Consider the following 17,610-nt stretch of genomic DNA (forward strand, 5'->3'; position numbering starts at 1 on the left):
CTGCTAAAACAATCAAGCTACAACGATTTTACTGTTCAATCTTTTTCTGTATGAAATGTTCAATAACATTATTGAACATAATGTCATCAAATTTTTCTCCTGAAAATACGTTATCACAAATTTCTATTAACCAATCGACATCTTTGAACGGAAGCTTGTTCTTCAATAAACAAAGCATTTCCGTAATGTTGAGCTGAATATCTTGCGTTTGAGCTGCAAGATAACACGCATCTTCTGGTTCCGTCAACAACTCCACAGATTTAGAATATATCCATAGTTCTTCTGCAATATATCCTATTGGAAGTTCATCGACATCGGTGACTTTTTTTTCAGGCAAATCATATTTTTCACTAAAGCAGTCAAGCATTTGTGCTGTCACATTCACAGGATATGGAGGCACCAGTTTATCAAGCAATGAATGATTTTCTGATTCGATTGCCTTCTTGACGTCAACGAGCATCCGTCGAGGGAACTGTAAAGCAGTAGAATCTATTTCTTCGGACTCGTTTGCAGATAATATGACTAGGTAATCAAAGGGAGCATCAGCAAATGCGATACAGCCCAGAAGACATTCGGTTAAATTGCTTTCCGATGCCATATCAAAATTACCAACTATGATGGGATAATAGCTCAACATGTCAATGGTGTAAATCTGATCAGGAAAATGAATCGAATACTTTGATTCTAATTCCGACAATCCGTCTTCTACTATCTTTCTCTCATCCCGACAATGCCCGTCATACCAATTGCTAATTTGATATTTATTAAAATACTTATTTGGCGAATGTGTCTGGTAGTAGCTACAGCACATTATTAGTCGCTCTATGTTTTGTGTTTCCATAACACAAAGAGTCAACTGTCTTTCCTGAAAGCTAAAATCAATTGCAATTTCTGCAAAGTAATTCTGCATTGTCACAAGAGCACTTTTGGCTATTGTGAGGTTAACCATAGCCAATCTTTGTTTTTGTTCATTCTTAATGAGGAACCCTGCAAATTGATTCATAAAGTTTTGTATGCTTTGAAAGTATTTACTCTTTATTTTTCCTAACCTCTCGGGCACTGTAGCTTTTTCTTCAAAAGGACGATCTTCTTTAGGATATCGCTTTTCACCAGTAGTAATTAGGGCAAATTCTTCACGAAGTTGATCTACCTCCCCGGCCAAACTCCCTAATGGTTTTCCGCCAAGGAGTTTGTAAATACAGGCACAGCACTTATCTGCAAGCAAACATATATGTTCTCTCACATCAAACCAGTAATTTAACCATTCTGTCGCGGTATCAAATTCGTAATTGCTCATAATGGTCTTGTTCCATAGCGACGTAAGATTCTGATGGAACATGATTACAATGTTTTTAATGGGCATTTCTTTATGTGCATCGTCGGGAACAGGATAAGCCGATAGCAAATCAACTGTCGGCTTGAGAGCATCCGCGCAATACAAATCAAAAATAGGCAAGGCTTTACAAAGGAATTTCAGCCTTGAGACGCTCTGCTCATTTCCCGTTTTAATATTGTGCAATCGAAGGATATATTTAATGTGAATCGCTTTTTTTTCGGAATCAATAAATACCCTATGTGATCTGGTCCACTGTTTAAGGTACGTAAGAATACTCTTAAGATTTCGTTCCACAAATTCCATATATTTCTCTCTGTTTCCGCAGTAGGAGAGATACATCAGCGTAGAAACGCACTCCAGCGTCAATTTTTCTGGCTTGCTCCAAAGATCGTCCAGAGAAAATCCGGCCGATACATTCCACTCTGGATTGATGTTATAGATCCACTCAGAAATGGAGGTATAGGACGTGATGTCCTTTATTCCGTCAAAACGAAAGGTGCGCATTTTCCTATATAAACAATCGCAGAAAACATAGACATACGTTTCCTGCAAACAGCAGGTGGGAATACGCTCCCGTAATCGGCAAAGATATTCTATATTCTTATTATCCGGAAATGTTTCCCGCATTTTGTCCAGCGTATCCATCGACACACCGAAATCCTCGAATACAGCAAAGGGGCACATTTCGGTCGATAGAAGAAAAAGACCGCCGTGGGCATCTGCATCGTCAAACGCAGCCCGGTTAGAAAGGAAATACTGCATCACACTCCCTGAAAAAAGCCCCTGTATTGCAGAAGTATAGTTTGAAAGGTCTTTTTCATCCCATAGACTCTCGACCGCATCGCGGAAAAACGTTTCTTTGTTCAGGGTAAACTCCGGCAGATGAGAAAACAGTATCGATAGGTCCGCTTTGTCCGCCATTTTCATAACTGAAATGGCGGTATTGTCAATTGGCAGGAATTCATGCAGCCTCTTAACAACGTGCTTTGACCGAATGGGATGTAGCCCCTCAATATACCCGCTCTCTTCATTTACATGCACAAGGAACTCCGATTCCATACCTTTTAAAAGCTCCCCAAAATCCGAGCCAGAGTCTTCTGATTGACTTGCAGAAAGTTTGATAGCAGAAAGCCTGACTCCGCAAAGATCTGCAAAACATACTTTGCGTAAGATTTCACATTTTGCTTTGCCAGAAGATGATTGTCCTATTTCGGATATTTGTGAGGCTATTCTTTCTGATAACATCTCACCATGAGTAAGCAAGTAGACATACTCTATAAGTAGTTGCCTTTCTGCAATCTTATTCCATGCTCTTTGCCAGCTTGTTATGCTTGGGTGAAGCTGCTTAGCCTCTCTGAATAGATTGAATATCTCTATTGCTTCCTTTTCTTCTAAAACCGGCTTAATTACTTTCAAAGACTGGATATTGCTCAAGTCACCACTATAATTATACCAATCCATCTCTCGCGATGTGATGAGCAACTTATAATGACAATGCAATTCGGATTGTAAGAGCTGAACAAGATAATTCCATTTGCTGAGATGGTTATCCAGATTGTCAATTAAGATAAGAATCTTTTCACCAAGCTGAATTCTTGCTTTGAAATATTGGACAATATTCCCAATTTCTTTTATCTCATCACACCATAGTAACTGATATGGTATATATTCATTTTGGAGAATATAAGCTGCCCGCAAAGCCAGCGTGGTTTTTCCTTGCCCACTAGAAGCTTTAATTACAGTAACCATGTTTTCGCAAATAGAATTAATAACATCTTTTTCTAAACTCGGTCGTTTGATTGGAAACCCACTTACTATATCTGCTGGTGTTGCTTTTTTCCCTTCGTAAAAACTACACCCTTCATCAATGCTAGGCTTAGAGTAGTCCAGTTTACGAATCCAACTATGAGCTGGATTTTGAGGACCCTTACTGATATCTATTTTGACAGATTGGATTTTGGAATCTAATTCTGCTTTGGTCACATAGGCCCGCTGCTCCATTTTTTCAAAGCAAAGAATTTTTATGCTATTTGCAAATAATGAAACATTGTCTGTGTTAATCTCATAAATTCTAATTAAGGTTTTTTCAATTTCAGTAGCAAGTATAGATTTTTCAATCTTCTCAAATGACAGATGTGAAATAAATTTATCGAAATCATAAACGGACCAATTCCAAGAAGGATTGTTTTTCTTGATATTTGAAATCACGCCAGCCCAATGGGTGCGTGATTTTTCGTCTAACTTAGATACAAATATCTTACTTAGATGGCCTTTTGCAACAGGGAAATCGTAAACAAGCTTAAAAAATCTATTTTGATCCAGCAAATATGCTTCAAGAAAATTTTTGAGCACATCAGTTAAAAAGCTGGCATCCTGTTTGTTGACAGAATATTTCAACTGTATATGAGTAATATCATTACTACCATTTTTCTGCATGATACAATCAATATCTTCAATCCCCTCAATCTGGAAAAAATTGCTTGGATTTGATGACGAAAGAATTAAATAACACGAATACAAAAATTGATATGAATACCCCCTGAGTGCAATTTGTCCGCCATCCCTAGAAATACTTAATTCCTGAATATTTGCTTTTGGAGCTGTAACCTTTTTGTTTTTCTTCTTTGTGCTTTTTCCCATATTTTTCCTTTCGTTCTCTTATTACATCTACACGTGCTCTAATCTGTACTTATCAAATTTTCCAATTCAGAATATCGAAAGATTCTATTTCTATTAGGAAGTTTAATGGCATTCATCAATTCCATTTCCTTGTAATGAATAAAACATTTTAGATACTATAATAAAAAAATCCCGTTGCTTTAATAATACCATCTTCTTAACCCATTTTCTATATAATCTCTTCCAAACAGCGAAAAGCTCCCGAAGGAGCTTTCCATTACCTTAAATATACACTAATTCTTTTAACACAATCTCTTCCGCTGCATTCCGGATGTTATTTACAGCTCCAACCCATGCCATCTGATCACGAGCTTTCAATTCTTCCGCAATGCCCTGCTTCTCCATCATCTGACGCATCAGAATATCCATCCGCTCCTGCGCTTCATCGTCCACCGCATTCAGATGTTCTGTCAATCTGTCTTCCAATATATACAGTGAATACATTGCCGGACGATGCTCTTTCAGATATGTTTTCCGCATCATTCCATATTTCCCATAATGCAGTTCTTCATCTGTACTGACAAGATTCGGATAGTAAATTCCGTCTGTGCCAAGTGTGTAGGTTCCACCCATTTTTTCAAATGTGCTTTTCATGTGTTATTCCTCCTTGAAATCAGTGATGTCCTTAGATCATCGCAAAATATTTCAGGGCAGCCTTGATAGCATCTTCTTTCTCTTTCGGGCATTGTGGAACTCTTGCATTTTCTGATTTTGGAAGATTATAGTTTTCTCCCACTTCAATTCCACATTTGCGTTTTACCTGAGAAATATATAAACTTGAAACCTTCAAGCCAAATTCTTTCAGCACATAATCTTTGATTTCCTGATAGGTTGCTTTCAACTCGGCACTGGTAGCATCCAACTCGTCCAAGTCTAAGTCGATCTCTATCGTGTCATCCGGCTTCTGTTGGGACAAAAGAACTACCGTCTCGACATGCGGTGAAAGTTATTTCTTATACTAAATAGCAAAACTGTTGCCTTTTGCGAAAAGGTTTATCCCCCACTTAGGGGGATAGATTTTCCCCCTTTTCAAACAATATATTAACCCGCATCATGTAGTTGCATAGCCTCCATCGTTTTGCTCACTTCACTTACCAATGGTAATGTTTGTCTTTTATTCTTTGCGATATATTCCTGCATTGCTTTTACTCTGGATTTAAACTCCTGCTTAATCTTAATATGCGGAATTTCCTGCTCATCATACGATTGAATATATTTCAGAACATAATCCCAAAAATTCTCATTCGTCAAGTACTCTCTCAATTTGTCACGCAATTCAATTACCCCGGCATATTCGTATGCTGCTTCATAATAAGGATTGAATATCCAATACAACTCCTGATGAGAATCGACATACCCAATAAAATTATTCCTGCGTTTTAGGACATTACCATTTAATGAATTTAATAATTTTTCATAAATTTGTTTCTCTGTACATTGACCACTAAAGGAAAATTCGAGCCAGCGTACAGTATTTTTAATATACTCAACCGCTTCATTTGTGTCTGAGTGTTTTTCCAACAAATGTATTACATACTGAAGGTCCAATAACAACTCAAAAGAAATTCTTTCGTACTCTTCTTCATTAAAACAATTTCTTCCATGGGCCACTTTATTACGAATCATGCTGTTAAAGTAAAACTTAAAGTATAGTGCTGCCTCTTCTAATCCCATACTTGTATCATTCTTTTCCATTTTGCTTTTCAGATCATCTTTTTCAAACAAATCAAATTGTCCGTCCAAACGATTCTGAATATTGGCATCCACAAACATATCATAAAACAAACCTTCAATTTGGATGACGACCAAATTCATAAAAACAACATAATTTTGGTTTTCAAATGAATCGATAACCGTATTTAAGACGTTTTTCCGGTCCTGCAAACAGTACAAACTATCTATTTTCTGCCTCAAATACTCTAACACTTGATATTCTGAAACATGTTGTTTTAATTCCTGTACATACTTATTCAAATCATGTGTTCTCAGGTCTATCCATTGATCACTATCTAAAACCTTTGCTCTTTTTTCTTTACAGAGTTCAATCAATTCTTCTAATCTATTCCTATATGCACCATTACCATTCTGAAAATAAAACTCTTCTATATCATCTATAACCTTTCGCATCTTAATCATATAGAAAGGCTTATTTATTGATTGCACCGCATTTTTCCAAGATTCCAAACATGTGTCATAATTTTCAAAATTACTTTTATAGTTCTTCAATTCCCCATTATCTTCTTGTGCCACTTCGATTGCTATTTTTCTCAATGAAAAATATGGATCTTCAGTATCTAAGAAAATAGTTCCTTCAAAATATGTTTCTATTTTTTCTTTTGCATACTTAAGCATTTCTCGATAAACATAGTTCTCCTGAATTGAATCAAATAGAGCATTATATTCATTTTCTATTTTTTTCAAATCCTTTAGAATACTTTTATTTCCATTATTCCTTGCTTGTAACTGATTTTGCTTTTTTATTAAGCTACCACAACATTGAGGATGCTCCTTGTCTATTTTTATCAGATCATCGATGCACTGCATCTTACTATCTATTTCCGCAATAATAGAATCATATTTATTTTTTATTCCATCATAGTTTTTTTCAATCTTCTGATATTCGTCTGCTGGATATGTCTTAAACCGTATAACATGCTCACAAACTAATACACACAATTCTTCATAAGTGAGTCTTGAATATTGCTCCTGACTATAGCATAAATATATGCAAATAATTTGTTTTATCTGAGTAATATCAACTTCTGCAATTTCTTCCAGAAGCATATTTATTATAACATCACCAATTACTTGAAAATCCCTTTCTTGAATCATCTGCACTTTTTTTGCCAAATACTGTTCATCATGCAAACAATCCAAGACTTTTATATATAATTCTCGTTCGATCACTACCAATCGCCCTCTTTTCTATCTCTATGTATTAAATAAACTTCTCAAATATACTATTTATTTTACCATATCACCTGTTATTTTACCATCTGCCAAAGAGCAAGAAAAAGCCGATGAAAAGCCGATTCGGATATACTGCAACTCCCAATCGGCATTTTTTTAACTTGCATCATACTTGTGAATCGATTTTATCCAATGAAAAATCTTCATCTCTTCTACATATAATGCGCAACTTACGAGGTAATTTTATTTTATGAGAGCTTAATTTATAAGACCAAATTATCATATCAAGCAATTCTTGCTGAGGAATAGATGCACCTGAGCCTCCGTCAAAGCGAGTTAATCCAGCTCCTAAAATCGGTATACATACATCTTGCTGCCCATAATACTTATCTATTTCTTCCCATAATACCGATAAGCACTCCAAATATTCATCACGTGTAAAAAATCTACCCAATCCATTTTTATCCAGTTTAGCAAATGCCAGCAACAGGTCATCCCCATTCGGTACTATTCTCCCTGATTCATACCGTTCTTTGCTCTGATATTTCGATTTAGTCTTAAGCGGCTTTAGCTGTGAGTTTGATAACAGTGATTGAATATTTAGATTAGGATTTGCAGTTAAATACTGTCCACAAATCGAAGTCGATTTTATATCAGCAGGAGCAGTGCCAACATGTGTTGAAAAACATTCATCAAAATTAATTACTCTTTTACAATTCTTTATTTTGAGCAAATCGCCATATTCCACTGTAATTTTATAATTGTTCCCTTTTATACTAACTTTATTTCGCAAAAGTAAATATGCTTTATATCCAAACGCTGCGATAAACCATACAATTACAAAAGTAAGTATGCGATTCACGATAATATTGATTTCTAAAGTATAGCCCTCTAAAGTGAATTGTTTAAGAACATCTTCTGATATCAATATAACCTTTCCAAATATAGCTTCCGGAACGAAAGTAAAAACTGCTGAAATGATAGCAAAAGCACATGTCGCACTTTTCTTTAATAAATCAATCAAAATCCAAGCACCTCTTTTATGTATGCATAATCTCCTACTTTATCACCTCGACAATTTGTTGTCCAAAAAGGTCTTGCACTATCTTCGTAATTCTTCATATAAGAAGGAAGCCAACCTGATTCTTTTCGAAGAGAATTATAAACCACAATAATTGTTTTATTTTTCTTCTCAGCCTGTTTAAATTCATGTTTCAGATACGAATATGAATTAATGCATCCTACATCATCGTTTTCACCAGGAGTAGAAGTAAAAAATACCTTACATGGTTTCGTACCATTTGTATTTTGTTTATAAGGTGTACAATTACAAGAACCTTGGTCATTACCTGAACGCTTACAAGCACTCCCTGCTGTACGCAATGCAGTCTTATCTCCAACAACAAAGATAACTGCAGATGAAGCATTGATTTGTCTGTTAAACTCTTGTTTCAAATCACATATGCGGCAATCAGGATCTTTTGAAACGCTCCCTGATGCTACTTTAGACATATCGATAAAATCAACCTTATGAAGATTATCGCTTCCCCATTTGTTCAATTCTTCAACAACATCACGATCACCATCGTATTCTGCATAATCTGCACTTATATATACTTGTTTACTCATATTGTTCTATCCTCTCTTATTATTGTTAGCACTCTTGTTTGTTGAGTGCTAATTCAGATTATATCACTAATTATAGATTATTACAAGTAACCAATACATAAATCTGCAACAAAAAAGCTGATCAGGAATCGCAACTCCCAATCGGCATCTTTTCTTACTTCTCTTCATTTTTACATTCAATCTCCGTTCCGTCCAGGAACACTACCAACAATGTTCCGTCCTCAAAGACCTTGATGTGGTCCAGCGTTTTCAGCATGAAGTCCGTATCCATCTCCGTCAAAGGTTCTGCCCCATCGGTGTATTCTATGAACTTCTCTGCTCGATAACCTTCCAATAGGTTCTCGCTCTGAAGCTGCTCCGTCCACTGATCCATGAAATCCTCTCTATTCTCCACCAGTGCGTTCCAAGTCATCAGATAAGCCTTTGTCAGCGTTTCTTCCTCTTCGTGACGGTTGGCACATCCCATAACTCCTTTGACCTTGTAGCGTTCACTGCATTGCCATACCTTACGATCAACGCCCGTGCTGCTCCGCCAGCCTTTCCGTGCAAATACCTTATTACAGTCTCCGCAAATTATCTTGGATGCAAATGGATTGCTTTCCGGCCGGTGGGAATAGGCGTTTGTCCCATGCTCCTCCAGATACTTTTTCCTGCGTTTTATTTCAAGCTGTACACATTCCCATATCCGCTTTGAAATGAGCGTATAAAGCGGGTGGTCACAGACCCTTTCCTTCCCACCATCTTTGTATCGATATACATGAATCGGAAGTGATGCAATTGCTTCTGACAAAATCCTCACACATGCATAAACTGCAGTAGTCTGCATGGCTGTCATTTCATTGACGCTCTTTCCGCTGGTGCTTCGTCCGAAATTGAACAAATACTCACCATTACTGTAATTCCGTACAGGCTTATCCCTCGCCTGACCGAAACCAAGCAAACTTTTTATACCCATCTGCTATCCCTCTCTTTCTTTTTGTTCCTGTCTGTGATAAAATTGATTCCATAGATATCGAAAAAAGTTCATAAAATTTTAGCAATTAAAGGCATTGATTTTTTGCTGTAAATTGCATATAATAAAAACACAGATAGAAATATCTGTGCAGCGGTTAGAGCGTCCAGTTAAAATGCTCGTTTAAAAGCGGTTAGATTGTCCAATTAAAACAATCGGTTAACAGCAGTGGGTGGAGTAATCCACCCGCTTTTTTACTTTTCAGGAGGCTCTATGGATTGGTACGTTGTCGATAAAAAATATATAAATTACCTGACACAGTTTGATTCCCATGTCGGATATGTGGAGTATGGGGAACGTTTGAAACTCCATGTGGGAATTCTTCTTACTATCGGAGATTTCCACTACTATGTTCCTATTTCCTCTGCAAAACCGAAACATCAGAAGATGTCCAACAGTCTGGATTTCCACAAACTCCAGGATGAATCCACCGGATATCTTTATGCTGTATTGAATATCAATAATATGATTCCGGTTCCTGATAACTACCTTACTCAGTTAAAATATAATCAGGTAGAAAGTTTCCGTTCTTTCAGCAACGAAAAGGAAAAAACCGACTATGTTTACCTTCTCCAGAAAGAAAAAGCCCTGATTGACAATGTTCAGGACACTCTGCAAAACAAAGCCCTGAAATTATACCAGAAGTGCATTGCCAAGCCGGATTCTTCCCTTGCTGCAAGATGCTGTAATTTTAAAATGCTGGAAGAAAAATGCAGTTCTTATTCCGATACATAAACAAAACCATGATCATTCAAACCTCTCCATCTGCCGGAGAGGTTTTCTTTCTTAAAAAACAAGAATTCCCCTGCCATCATATACACTTCCCTCGCTGCCCTGATTACGAATTGCACGGTCAAGTGCCATAACGGTTGCTACTGCTGCATCGATTTTCTCCGTAGATTTTCTCCGTAGATTTTTCCTTATCCATTTTGATATTTCCGGCAGGGTCTTGTCTGACATACACATTATCCATCATCCACCGGAGAACCTTATGCCCACCGTGGGCAATTCGCTCCTCAAGTGTCAGCTTCATAAGTTGCCGAAGTTATCACCCTGCAAGGCAAGTTTGATATGCTCCATATCAATCGGTTTTTCTACCTCAGCAGAGATAAGGGCTGCCTTTAATTCCTGCACACCGCACTCAATCGAATATTCTGGGTCTTTAATCCCATTCGGCTCGTGGGGATACCTTGTGTTAAAGCTGCCTTCAGCCGCCTGCATGGGGTCAAGTCCACGCCCGCCAGACTCCTGCATCATAACCGCCTTGATAAGCTCCACATATTCAGGAATACCGTATTGTTTGGCATATTTCTGTATCAAAGGCTCATAGGCTTCCACCTCCGCACTGACAGGGGTATAAGCGTTGCTCCCGCTTCCGCCGCCAAACAGGGAAACAGCACAGCCGAGCAGAACAACAATGAGAATAATCACAACTGCAATCCAACCGCCTGCAATTATAGCAGAAATCAGAGCTTTTGTTCCTGCAATAATCGCCTTGACCGCAGCTATGGTTGCTCTGACTGTCGCTTTGGTGGCTTCGGCGGTTGCCTTTGCGGTGGCTTTTGCCGCCTGTGATGCCTTTTGGGCAGTTTTCGCAGAAGCTTTTGCCGCCTGTGCCGTTTTTACCGAGGTTCCGTCGTTTTGATTGCCGCCTTAGAAGTTGCCTGTGCGGTTTTAATTCCCTTTTCGGTAGTCTTGACTGTTCCCTTAGCAGTTGTTTTCACCGCTTTTTCTGCATTTCGTGCTGTGCTCTTAATCATTTTTTGCCCCTGCTGTCGGGTCTTTATCAACTGCGATTTTGCTGTCTGGGAAACATCGGGGGCAGCGGAACGGCTTGCAGCCCCGTGACGGATCTGCAAGCCGTGTTGTTCTGACATATTCTGTACTGCTTTCTGTTCTGCGGCTTTGACAGCCCGACTTTGCTTGAAATCGGTTATTTTATCTTTTGTCTTACCGATATTCTCCTGCGTTGTATTGACTGCCTTTTGCCCCTGCTTATTGAACTGGTGGATACCTTCGTCCTTTACACGGTCTGCCGCAAAAGAAATCCTGTCCGCAGCATATTCTGTGACAGAGTTTTCATCAGAGTAATATCCCTGTTCCGCTTTTTCCTTTATCCCCACATACAAGGCTATGTATCAAAAGTTTTCTTTCGTGGCTATCCAAATATAGATGATTAAATTTCTCTCTCATAAGCACACCTCCACTTCTTTAGCTTCATTATAAGTTTCGGAAAAATAATATACAAATCTATAACTGGGAGATTTTGATAAAAACTCATTCCTATCATAAATTTCTTCCATCTAAATACTGGATTGCGGTTGAAATTAAAGACAGGCAACGTTTATAAAAATATTCATAATGCCTTTTATCCTGAATATCCGTTTTTGTTGTTTCATGGTGTCGAATTCTAAAATTATTGCCAAGTATGGTAAGCTCATGAAATTCCTTTTCAAATAATTCTAAAAACGGCTGTTGATTATTACCCATATCCATTATAATCTTATTAACCGATTTCTTCTTATCTACAGTCGATGAGCAGTAATATGTCTTTAGTCTCTCAAATGCATCCCAAAGTTTCTCCACTGCAATTTGCAAATTGTTTTCATCATAATATTTTGAAGCCTCTTGTAATAACTCTTTCAGTCCTACTTCTTGAACAGACACTAATGAATTTTTATTTATCTGGGTATCAAATGTATTCATTAGCTTCCCCTTGGAAAGCTGAAACGGTATCTCATTCAGTTTTAATATAGCATTAATCTGTGGTTCAAAGTCATCTGAGATACTATGTTTCGCAAAAAACTCTATTGCGTCCAACACGCAAAATGGAGAATTAGAAAGTATGAATGCTTGCAAATCAGCAGTTTCAACATATTCTTTTTTATCATTATAACACTTTGGCACATAAAATTGCCTTATTTCATTGAAAACATCCTCAGCTACTGTTGTATTATAATTCCATCCCGTTTCGTCAGTCGCTTGATATACGATATTATATCGCTCCAGAAACTGATAAATTTGATTTCTCGCTTTCCGCTTTATGGACAATACTATCTTTTTTGCTTTTATGTCCTTTGCATTTCGTTGAGAATATGGAATAAACAACGTATTATCTTCTTGCCGATATATTCTCCATCCATAAACATCACGATTGGATATTTTCTCAGCAGGGTAAATCTCATAACCGTCATTTTGTAATAGCTTGTTAGTTGCCACTAAAAATTCTTTCCAATATCCCTTATCATATCGAACAGCAGGGTGAAATACTTCGCAAAGAAATTTTAAATATACTTCATCGCTACCATCTTGTAAATTGAATCTTTTTTCTTCAAAAACCCAGCAGTATGGATAATCATCATTATTCACTGTATGTTGCCAAATATCCTGTTCTGCATTTGCAAATCTTGAATCAAAACTTGGCATTCTCTCCAAATCATATAATCTTTTAAGAAAATCTATTTCTTCAAGGCGACCATAATAATTATAAGTAACGGTTCGGGTTCGAAAAAATTCGTCTATCTCTAATCCATTCTGAAATAAATCTAAAATATCTCGCTTTGTTATTTCTGTAATACGGTTCACTCCATTTTCCTCCTTTCAAGCATATTCAGCACTTATATATTACTTCCCAAATATTTTAAAGAAAAGCGTACCACTATTTTTAATGATACGCTCACCATTATTAAATCACTTCAAAATGCTTCAACGCATCCTTTATCGCTTCCACTTTCTCTGCTGTCGGATGCTTCCTTGGCTGTTTCAATTCTTCTACCGCATTAGGAGCATCATACATCGGCAAGCCTAAATCTCTCTTTACCTCTGCGATATATGCGGTATGTACCTTGAAGCCGTATTTAGCTTCTATGTACTCCTTTATCATTTTGTAGGTCACTCGTTCTTTGGGCTTATAGCTTTCCGCTCTTTTAGCAATATTATCAAGTGGAACTTTTCCCTCACCATCACCAAACTCAACATTTACGTTGATATGTCCGTCTGGCTTTTTGTGGGAAAGCAGTACTACCGTCTCGACAGTTGTTTCAGTTTCCAAGGGAAGTTCTTTCACTTCCTCGCCATCAACAGGCACAGGGAAGTTGAACACAATCTTTCTTATCCAGCTTCCGTCTTTCCTTTTCTCCGGGAACATCTCAATTCGCTCGATAAAGGCTTTCATAAACTCTTTCTGTTCCGCTTCTGTTGCGGAATGGTAGACTTCATCAAATGCCAGTAAGAGCCGATAGATATTGTTACCGGAGATTTTCTCCTGCTGAATGCTGCGGATTTGACCTTGCAATTCGCCAATCTGAACTTCGATATCCTCTATTGTATCATACTGCTCATCATAGCGGCGCTGCAAGTCCAAAATCTTTCTGTCATAGTGGGCATCGTTGATGTCCAAGGTGTCCATCTGACGCTCCAAGCGGCTTTTCGTTCCAAAGGCTTGCTTCAACTGTCCTTGCAGGACGGCGATCTGCTTTTCCATATCCTCTGTATCAACAGCCGAGCCGATTTTCGCCTGAATCGCTTCTACAAACCGGGGATTGTTGACCATAGCGGATATAATCTTAGCCACAAACTTGTTGATCTCCGTCTGCTCGATATTCAGTCGGAAGCTGCACTCATGTCCGGTAGGTGTTACCGTGTTTTTGCAGTAGTAATAATACCTCGTTTTCTTGTCCTTGCTGTGAGCCCTGGCGATATTGCCGTACATACTCTTTCCGCAGCATGGGCATTTCAGAATGCCGGACAGGATGTGTGCATGATCTGGATTGTTGACCTTTTCCCGCTTAAAGGAATTGATCTTACGCTTTTCCTGTGCCAGATACCAATCTTCTTCCGAAATGATGGCTTCGTGCTGTCCCTCATAAATCGGGAACTCCGACTGCTCAACTACGTGCATCTCATTTCTTGTGCCTTGCTTCTTTTCCGTCCTGCGTCTGCCATAGGCGATCTTTCCCATGTAAACGGGATTGTCCAATACATCCTGCACGAAGTTCCTTGAAAATCCGGGAATGGTATTGTTCTGCCGCAGTTTCTTGATAAAGCCGTTGCGGTTCAGATATTTAGCAACCCCGGCAACGCCCTCGTTGGTGTGAATGTAGCGGTCATAAATGACACGGATTACTTCCACTTCATCCTCCGCAATGACCAAATCTCCGTTTTCCAGTTTGTAGCCATAAGGAGCGAAACCACCGTTCCACTTGCCCTCACGAGCCTTTTGCTCACGTCCTGCCATTGTCTGGGTGCGGATATTCTCTCGCTCTATTTCTGCCACCGCAGACAGCACGGAAATCATCAGCTTTCCGGCATCCTTTGAACTGTCGATGCCATCCTCCACGCAGATCAGATTGACACCGAAATCCTGCATGAGCTGCAAAGAGTTCAGAACATCCGCCGCATTTCTGCCGAATCGGGACAGCTTAAAGACCAGCACATAGGAAACGCCGTCCTTGCAGTCCTGGATGTCATTCAGCATCCGTTGGAAGTCCTGCCGCCCTTGGATATTCTTTCCGGAAAATCCCTCGTCAGAATACTCCCCGGCAATAACCATATCTTCGTATGCCGCATACTTCCTCAGCTTGTCACGCTGGGCATCCAAGCTGTACCCGTCAACCTGCATAGAGGTGGACACTCTTGTATAAATATAGCATTTAAGTTGTTTCTTTTTCAGAATCTCCACCTCCCTCATTCATTTCCTTTACCATAAGTCCCTCGTTGCGGATATAATACTCCAAAAGCCACAGCACATAATCCGGTGCATGGCGGTTGTCCAATTCCCACTCGGTCATAGTCCGGTAAGGGATATGGACGAGCTTGCAAAAATCTTTCCGGTTCAGTCCTGTGCTTTCCCGCAACTTGATAATTCTGTTCTTACAATCCATCTGTCTTTTCTCCATAAAAAACAAAAATACACGTTGCGTAATCATTATAGCATAGCCGCAGTGAATACGCAACGTGTAAATTGTAAATTTTTACGCAGCCTTATTCGTCAAAGGCTGTGCTTGATTACTTTCCTTGGAATGCTCCACTTTCTGAGGGGCATCCTGTTCCAATTTATCCAAAACCTGATGTCCATATTTCTGGAGCATCTGGCTCATAACATCCACACAGCGGACAAATGCCGCATTATATTTTGCATCCTCATAATATTTCTTCAATAGGCAGTTACCTCCATCAAATTTCCATGTCCTGTCCACGCTTACGGGCAGGTGCTTTGTGTTCCTGTGTTTCCTTTCCTCTGGCGAGGATGGAATTGATAAAAGCCCGAACCTTTTCGGATGCAATTTCCAGTGCATCCAGGAAAGGCTGGGCTTTTTGCTTCAACTCTTGATATTTTTTATTCGCTTCTTCACATCGCTGCTTCCAAATGGATGCAGACTTTTGAGCAGATTCCAGTTTCCCTTTCAATCGCTCATTCTCTGCATGAAAGAGAATGCCGTTGGTGGCATAGCGTTTCAACGTGTCGCATTCATCCGGTGTCAGCGTGATATTGTTTCCGAACGTGGCTTTCTTGCCCATCGCTTCAATATCCTGCACCGTAAGTGCAATGGCCTTTGCTGCCTTGGTTTCCTTTTGCAGAGCTTCCAGTTTCTTTTTCTGCTTTTCCGTAGCAGCTTTAGCATCCTCCAAACTCTGTTCTGCCTGTGCCACCTGTCCTGTCACAGCTTCCAAACGCTGCTGTTCCGCCTGCACCTTAAACTGTGTCACCGTCAGATGTTCCTCGGTGCTGCCACGCTCTCCACGCTCCACATCGGTATATCCGGCAGCACGCATGAAATTAAAAAAGTCATCCTGCAACACGCTGTAGGATGACCTTAAAATCTTTTTTCCTTTTTCATTGAGCTTGGGATTTCCGTCCTCGTCAAGCACCGGTTTGGAGTCCCATTTCTTACTTCGGCTGACTTGTGTGATCGTTTCCTTTACCGTTCCCCGGAGAGCTTCATCCTTACATCGCTTCGACCAAAGGATCTGCTTTTCCACTACCGGAATATAAACCACATGGAGGTGATAGTGGTACACATCCTCGCCAAGAGCTTCGGACATTGCCCGGTTGTGCTCATCGGCGTGCATCACAGCAGAGAGGATATACTGCTCACCGCCTACGATCTCCACGCGGCTTTATAGGCATCAGCATAAAACTGTTTTGCAAATTCATAGCCGCCGTGGTTGTAGAAATAAGCGGAGTTCACATCAAAAACCAACTCGCCGTATTTGATGGCATCCGGTTTCAGACCTCTGGTGGAGATCACGCCATCCTGTTCCATTTGCTCAAACATTTTCACATAATCATCGGTGGGAGTCTTGAAGTGAACATTCAGCGGAGTGCGTTCCGGCACAATGTCTTGATTGCTGTAACTGTCCTTTTCTCGCTCATTGTGTTCCTGTATTTTTGCCACATCGTCCGGTGTCGGTAAGTCCTGATTCCGGGCTACGGTGCGGTCTATTCCATCATTTCTTGCCATAGATTTTTTGTCCTTTCCTTAAAATTTGCAGACAGCGGGGAGCTGCGGAGAGGCACTTTTTCAAAGTGTAATAACCCACTATAACACTTTCATCCATACTGGCTGCAAAGTGCCGTGGGCTCTCCGAGGGCTCTCCCGAGGGGGAGTGCGGTTGCTGCGGCAACCTCTGCTGACCAATGCGAAAATGTCTGCAACTTTTCCCATGGTCAGCCCGTCTGCATGAAGCTGTTCCGGTGAACTTCTCTTTGCAGACGGCGGCAGCGAAAAGCGTATCTTTCACTGCCATCCATAGACAGCACTGCGGTGTGCCTATGGGGACGGGAACTACGAGGGGATGTTGCCGGGGCATCACTTCTCCCGTCTTTGCTGCCATACGATGTCGTATCCCAGCACATCGGCAAGCTCCAATACTTCCTTGTATCGGATGCTTTCCCGCTGTAATTTTGCGGACAGGTTGGAAACGCTGTCGCTCCAACCGTACTCGTCCGAGAGCAGGTCAACTACTTCCTGCATAGTCATTCCGGCACGGATGATCTGTGCCTTGATTTCGTTGCGTACATTCATATTGTAAATTCCTCCAT

General features: G+C 39.8%; 14 protein-coding genes and 4 pseudogenes. 1 reads left to right on the forward strand and 17 read right to left on the reverse strand.

Annotated features, from left to right (window positions below; translation table 11 throughout):
- Positions 1 to 28: 28 nt before the first annotated feature.
- The 8 genes and pseudogenes from DXA55_RS05220 to DXA55_RS19185 form a co-directional block, all read right to left on the reverse strand.
- A complete protein-coding gene (locus DXA55_RS05220; RefSeq protein ID WP_117813245.1) occupies positions 29 to 3,976 on the reverse strand; it encodes a P-loop NTPase in 3,948 nt (1,315 codons plus the stop codon).
- 261 nt (positions 3,977 to 4,237) lie between these two features.
- Positions 4,238 to 4,609 (reverse strand): TnpV protein, encoded by a 372-nt coding sequence (locus DXA55_RS05225; protein ID WP_117813247.1) that lies wholly within the window; start codon positions 4,607 to 4,609, stop codon positions 4,238 to 4,240.
- Between the two features lie 31 nt (positions 4,610 to 4,640).
- Positions 4,641 to 4,952 (reverse strand): annotated as a pseudogene (locus DXA55_RS05230) (23S rRNA (uracil-5-)-methyltransferase RumA); the annotation flags it as partial.
- 104 nt (positions 4,953 to 5,056) lie between these two features.
- Complete coding sequence (locus tag DXA55_RS05235) at positions 5,057 to 6,922, reverse strand: hypothetical protein (protein WP_117813249.1); 1,866 nt, start codon at positions 6,920 to 6,922, stop codon at positions 5,057 to 5,059.
- A gap of 169 nt (positions 6,923 to 7,091) precedes the next feature.
- Positions 7,092 to 7,949: a macro domain-containing protein gene (locus DXA55_RS05240; protein ID WP_117813251.1), complete on the reverse strand. Its 858-nt coding sequence runs from the start codon at positions 7,947 to 7,949 to the stop codon at positions 7,092 to 7,094.
- Complete coding sequence (locus tag DXA55_RS05245) at positions 7,946 to 8,554, reverse strand: hypothetical protein (protein WP_117813253.1); 609 nt, start codon at positions 8,552 to 8,554, stop codon at positions 7,946 to 7,948. The genes DXA55_RS05240 and DXA55_RS05245 overlap by 4 nt, the downstream gene beginning before the upstream one ends.
- A 154-nt stretch (positions 8,555 to 8,708) precedes the next feature.
- Positions 8,709 to 9,251 carry a recombinase zinc beta ribbon domain-containing protein gene (locus DXA55_RS05250; RefSeq protein ID WP_334294851.1) on the reverse strand — a complete coding sequence of 181 codons (543 nt, stop codon included), beginning with the start codon at positions 9,249 to 9,251 and terminating at the stop codon, positions 8,709 to 8,711.
- Positions 9,249 to 9,509: pseudogene (locus tag DXA55_RS19185) on the reverse strand (phage portal protein); the annotation flags it as partial. The gene DXA55_RS05250 and the pseudogene DXA55_RS19185, both read right to left, overlap by 3 nt.
- Positions 9,510 to 9,779: 270 nt before the next feature.
- Between DXA55_RS19185 and DXA55_RS05255 the strand changes: the two are divergent.
- Positions 9,780 to 10,301: a type III toxin-antitoxin system ToxN/AbiQ family toxin gene (locus DXA55_RS05255; RefSeq protein ID WP_117813257.1), complete on the forward strand. Its 522-nt coding sequence runs from the start codon at positions 9,780 to 9,782 to the stop codon at positions 10,299 to 10,301.
- 51 nt (positions 10,302 to 10,352) lie between these two features.
- Here the strand turns inward: DXA55_RS05255 and DXA55_RS05260 are convergent.
- The 9 genes and pseudogenes from DXA55_RS05260 to DXA55_RS05300 all read right to left on the reverse strand — a co-directional run.
- A pseudogene (locus tag DXA55_RS05260) lies at positions 10,353 to 10,608 on the reverse strand (terminase TerL endonuclease subunit); the annotation flags it as partial.
- Positions 10,602 to 11,692, reverse strand: a pseudogene (locus DXA55_RS19190) (lysozyme family protein); the annotation flags it as partial. The pseudogenes DXA55_RS19190 and DXA55_RS05260, both read right to left, overlap by 7 nt.
- A 160-nt stretch (positions 11,693 to 11,852) precedes the next feature.
- Entirely contained in the window at positions 11,853 to 13,151 is a 1,299-nt protein-coding gene (locus DXA55_RS05270; protein WP_117813259.1) for a hypothetical protein, read from the reverse strand.
- A 100-nt stretch (positions 13,152 to 13,251) separates the two neighbouring features.
- Entirely contained in the window at positions 13,252 to 15,237 is a 1,986-nt protein-coding gene (locus tag DXA55_RS05275; RefSeq protein ID WP_117813307.1) for a recombinase family protein, read from the reverse strand.
- Positions 15,218 to 15,448, reverse strand: a complete 231-nt coding sequence (locus tag DXA55_RS05280) for a helix-turn-helix domain-containing protein (protein WP_055303625.1) — start codon at positions 15,446 to 15,448, stop codon at positions 15,218 to 15,220. The genes DXA55_RS05275 and DXA55_RS05280 overlap by 20 nt, the downstream gene beginning before the upstream one ends.
- A gap of 90 nt (positions 15,449 to 15,538) precedes the next feature.
- Complete coding sequence (locus tag DXA55_RS05285) at positions 15,539 to 15,724, reverse strand: hypothetical protein (RefSeq protein WP_055303624.1); 186 nt, start codon at positions 15,722 to 15,724, stop codon at positions 15,539 to 15,541.
- 16 nt (positions 15,725 to 15,740) lie between these two features.
- Positions 15,741 to 16,679 (reverse strand): plasmid recombination protein, encoded by a 939-nt coding sequence (locus tag DXA55_RS05290; RefSeq protein WP_330415124.1) that lies wholly within the window; start codon positions 16,677 to 16,679, stop codon positions 15,741 to 15,743.
- On the reverse strand, positions 16,667 to 17,029 hold the full coding sequence (locus tag DXA55_RS19530; protein ID WP_330415125.1) for a plasmid recombination protein: 363 nt from the start codon (positions 17,027 to 17,029) through the stop codon (positions 16,667 to 16,669). The genes DXA55_RS05290 and DXA55_RS19530 overlap by 13 nt, the downstream gene beginning before the upstream one ends.
- A 348-nt stretch (positions 17,030 to 17,377) precedes the next feature.
- A complete protein-coding gene (locus DXA55_RS05300; protein ID WP_031473406.1) occupies positions 17,378 to 17,593 on the reverse strand; it encodes a hypothetical protein in 216 nt (71 codons plus the stop codon).
- Between the last annotated feature and the right edge of the window lie 17 nt (positions 17,594 to 17,610).

The sequence above is a fragment of the Blautia sp. OF03-13 genome (genome assembly GCF_003460685.1).
Classification (GTDB): Bacteria; Bacillota; Clostridia; order Lachnospirales; family Lachnospiraceae; genus Fusicatenibacter; species Fusicatenibacter saccharivorans.

Coding starts and splice junctions, on each gene's coding strand:
- DXA55_RS19530 (WP_330415125.1), bottom strand. CDS start 17,029: ATGGCAAGAAATGATGGAATAGACCGCACCGTAGCCCGGAATCAGGAC.
- DXA55_RS05220 (WP_117813245.1), bottom strand. CDS start 3,976: ATGGGAAAAAGCACAAAGAAGAAAAACAAAAAGGTTACAGCTCCAAAA.
- DXA55_RS05255 (WP_117813257.1), top strand. CDS start 9,780: ATGGATTGGTACGTTGTCGATAAAAAATATATAAATTACCTGACACAG.
- DXA55_RS05245 (WP_117813253.1), bottom strand. CDS start 8,554: ATGAGTAAACAAGTATATATAAGTGCAGATTATGCAGAATACGATGGT.
- DXA55_RS05280 (WP_055303625.1), bottom strand. CDS start 15,448: ATGGATTGTAAGAACAGAATTATCAAGTTGCGGGAAAGCACAGGACTG.
- DXA55_RS05300 (WP_031473406.1), bottom strand. CDS start 17,593: ATGAATGTACGCAACGAAATCAAGGCACAGATCATCCGTGCCGGAATG.
- DXA55_RS05225 (WP_117813247.1), bottom strand. CDS start 4,609: ATGAAAAGCACATTTGAAAAAATGGGTGGAACCTACACACTTGGCACA.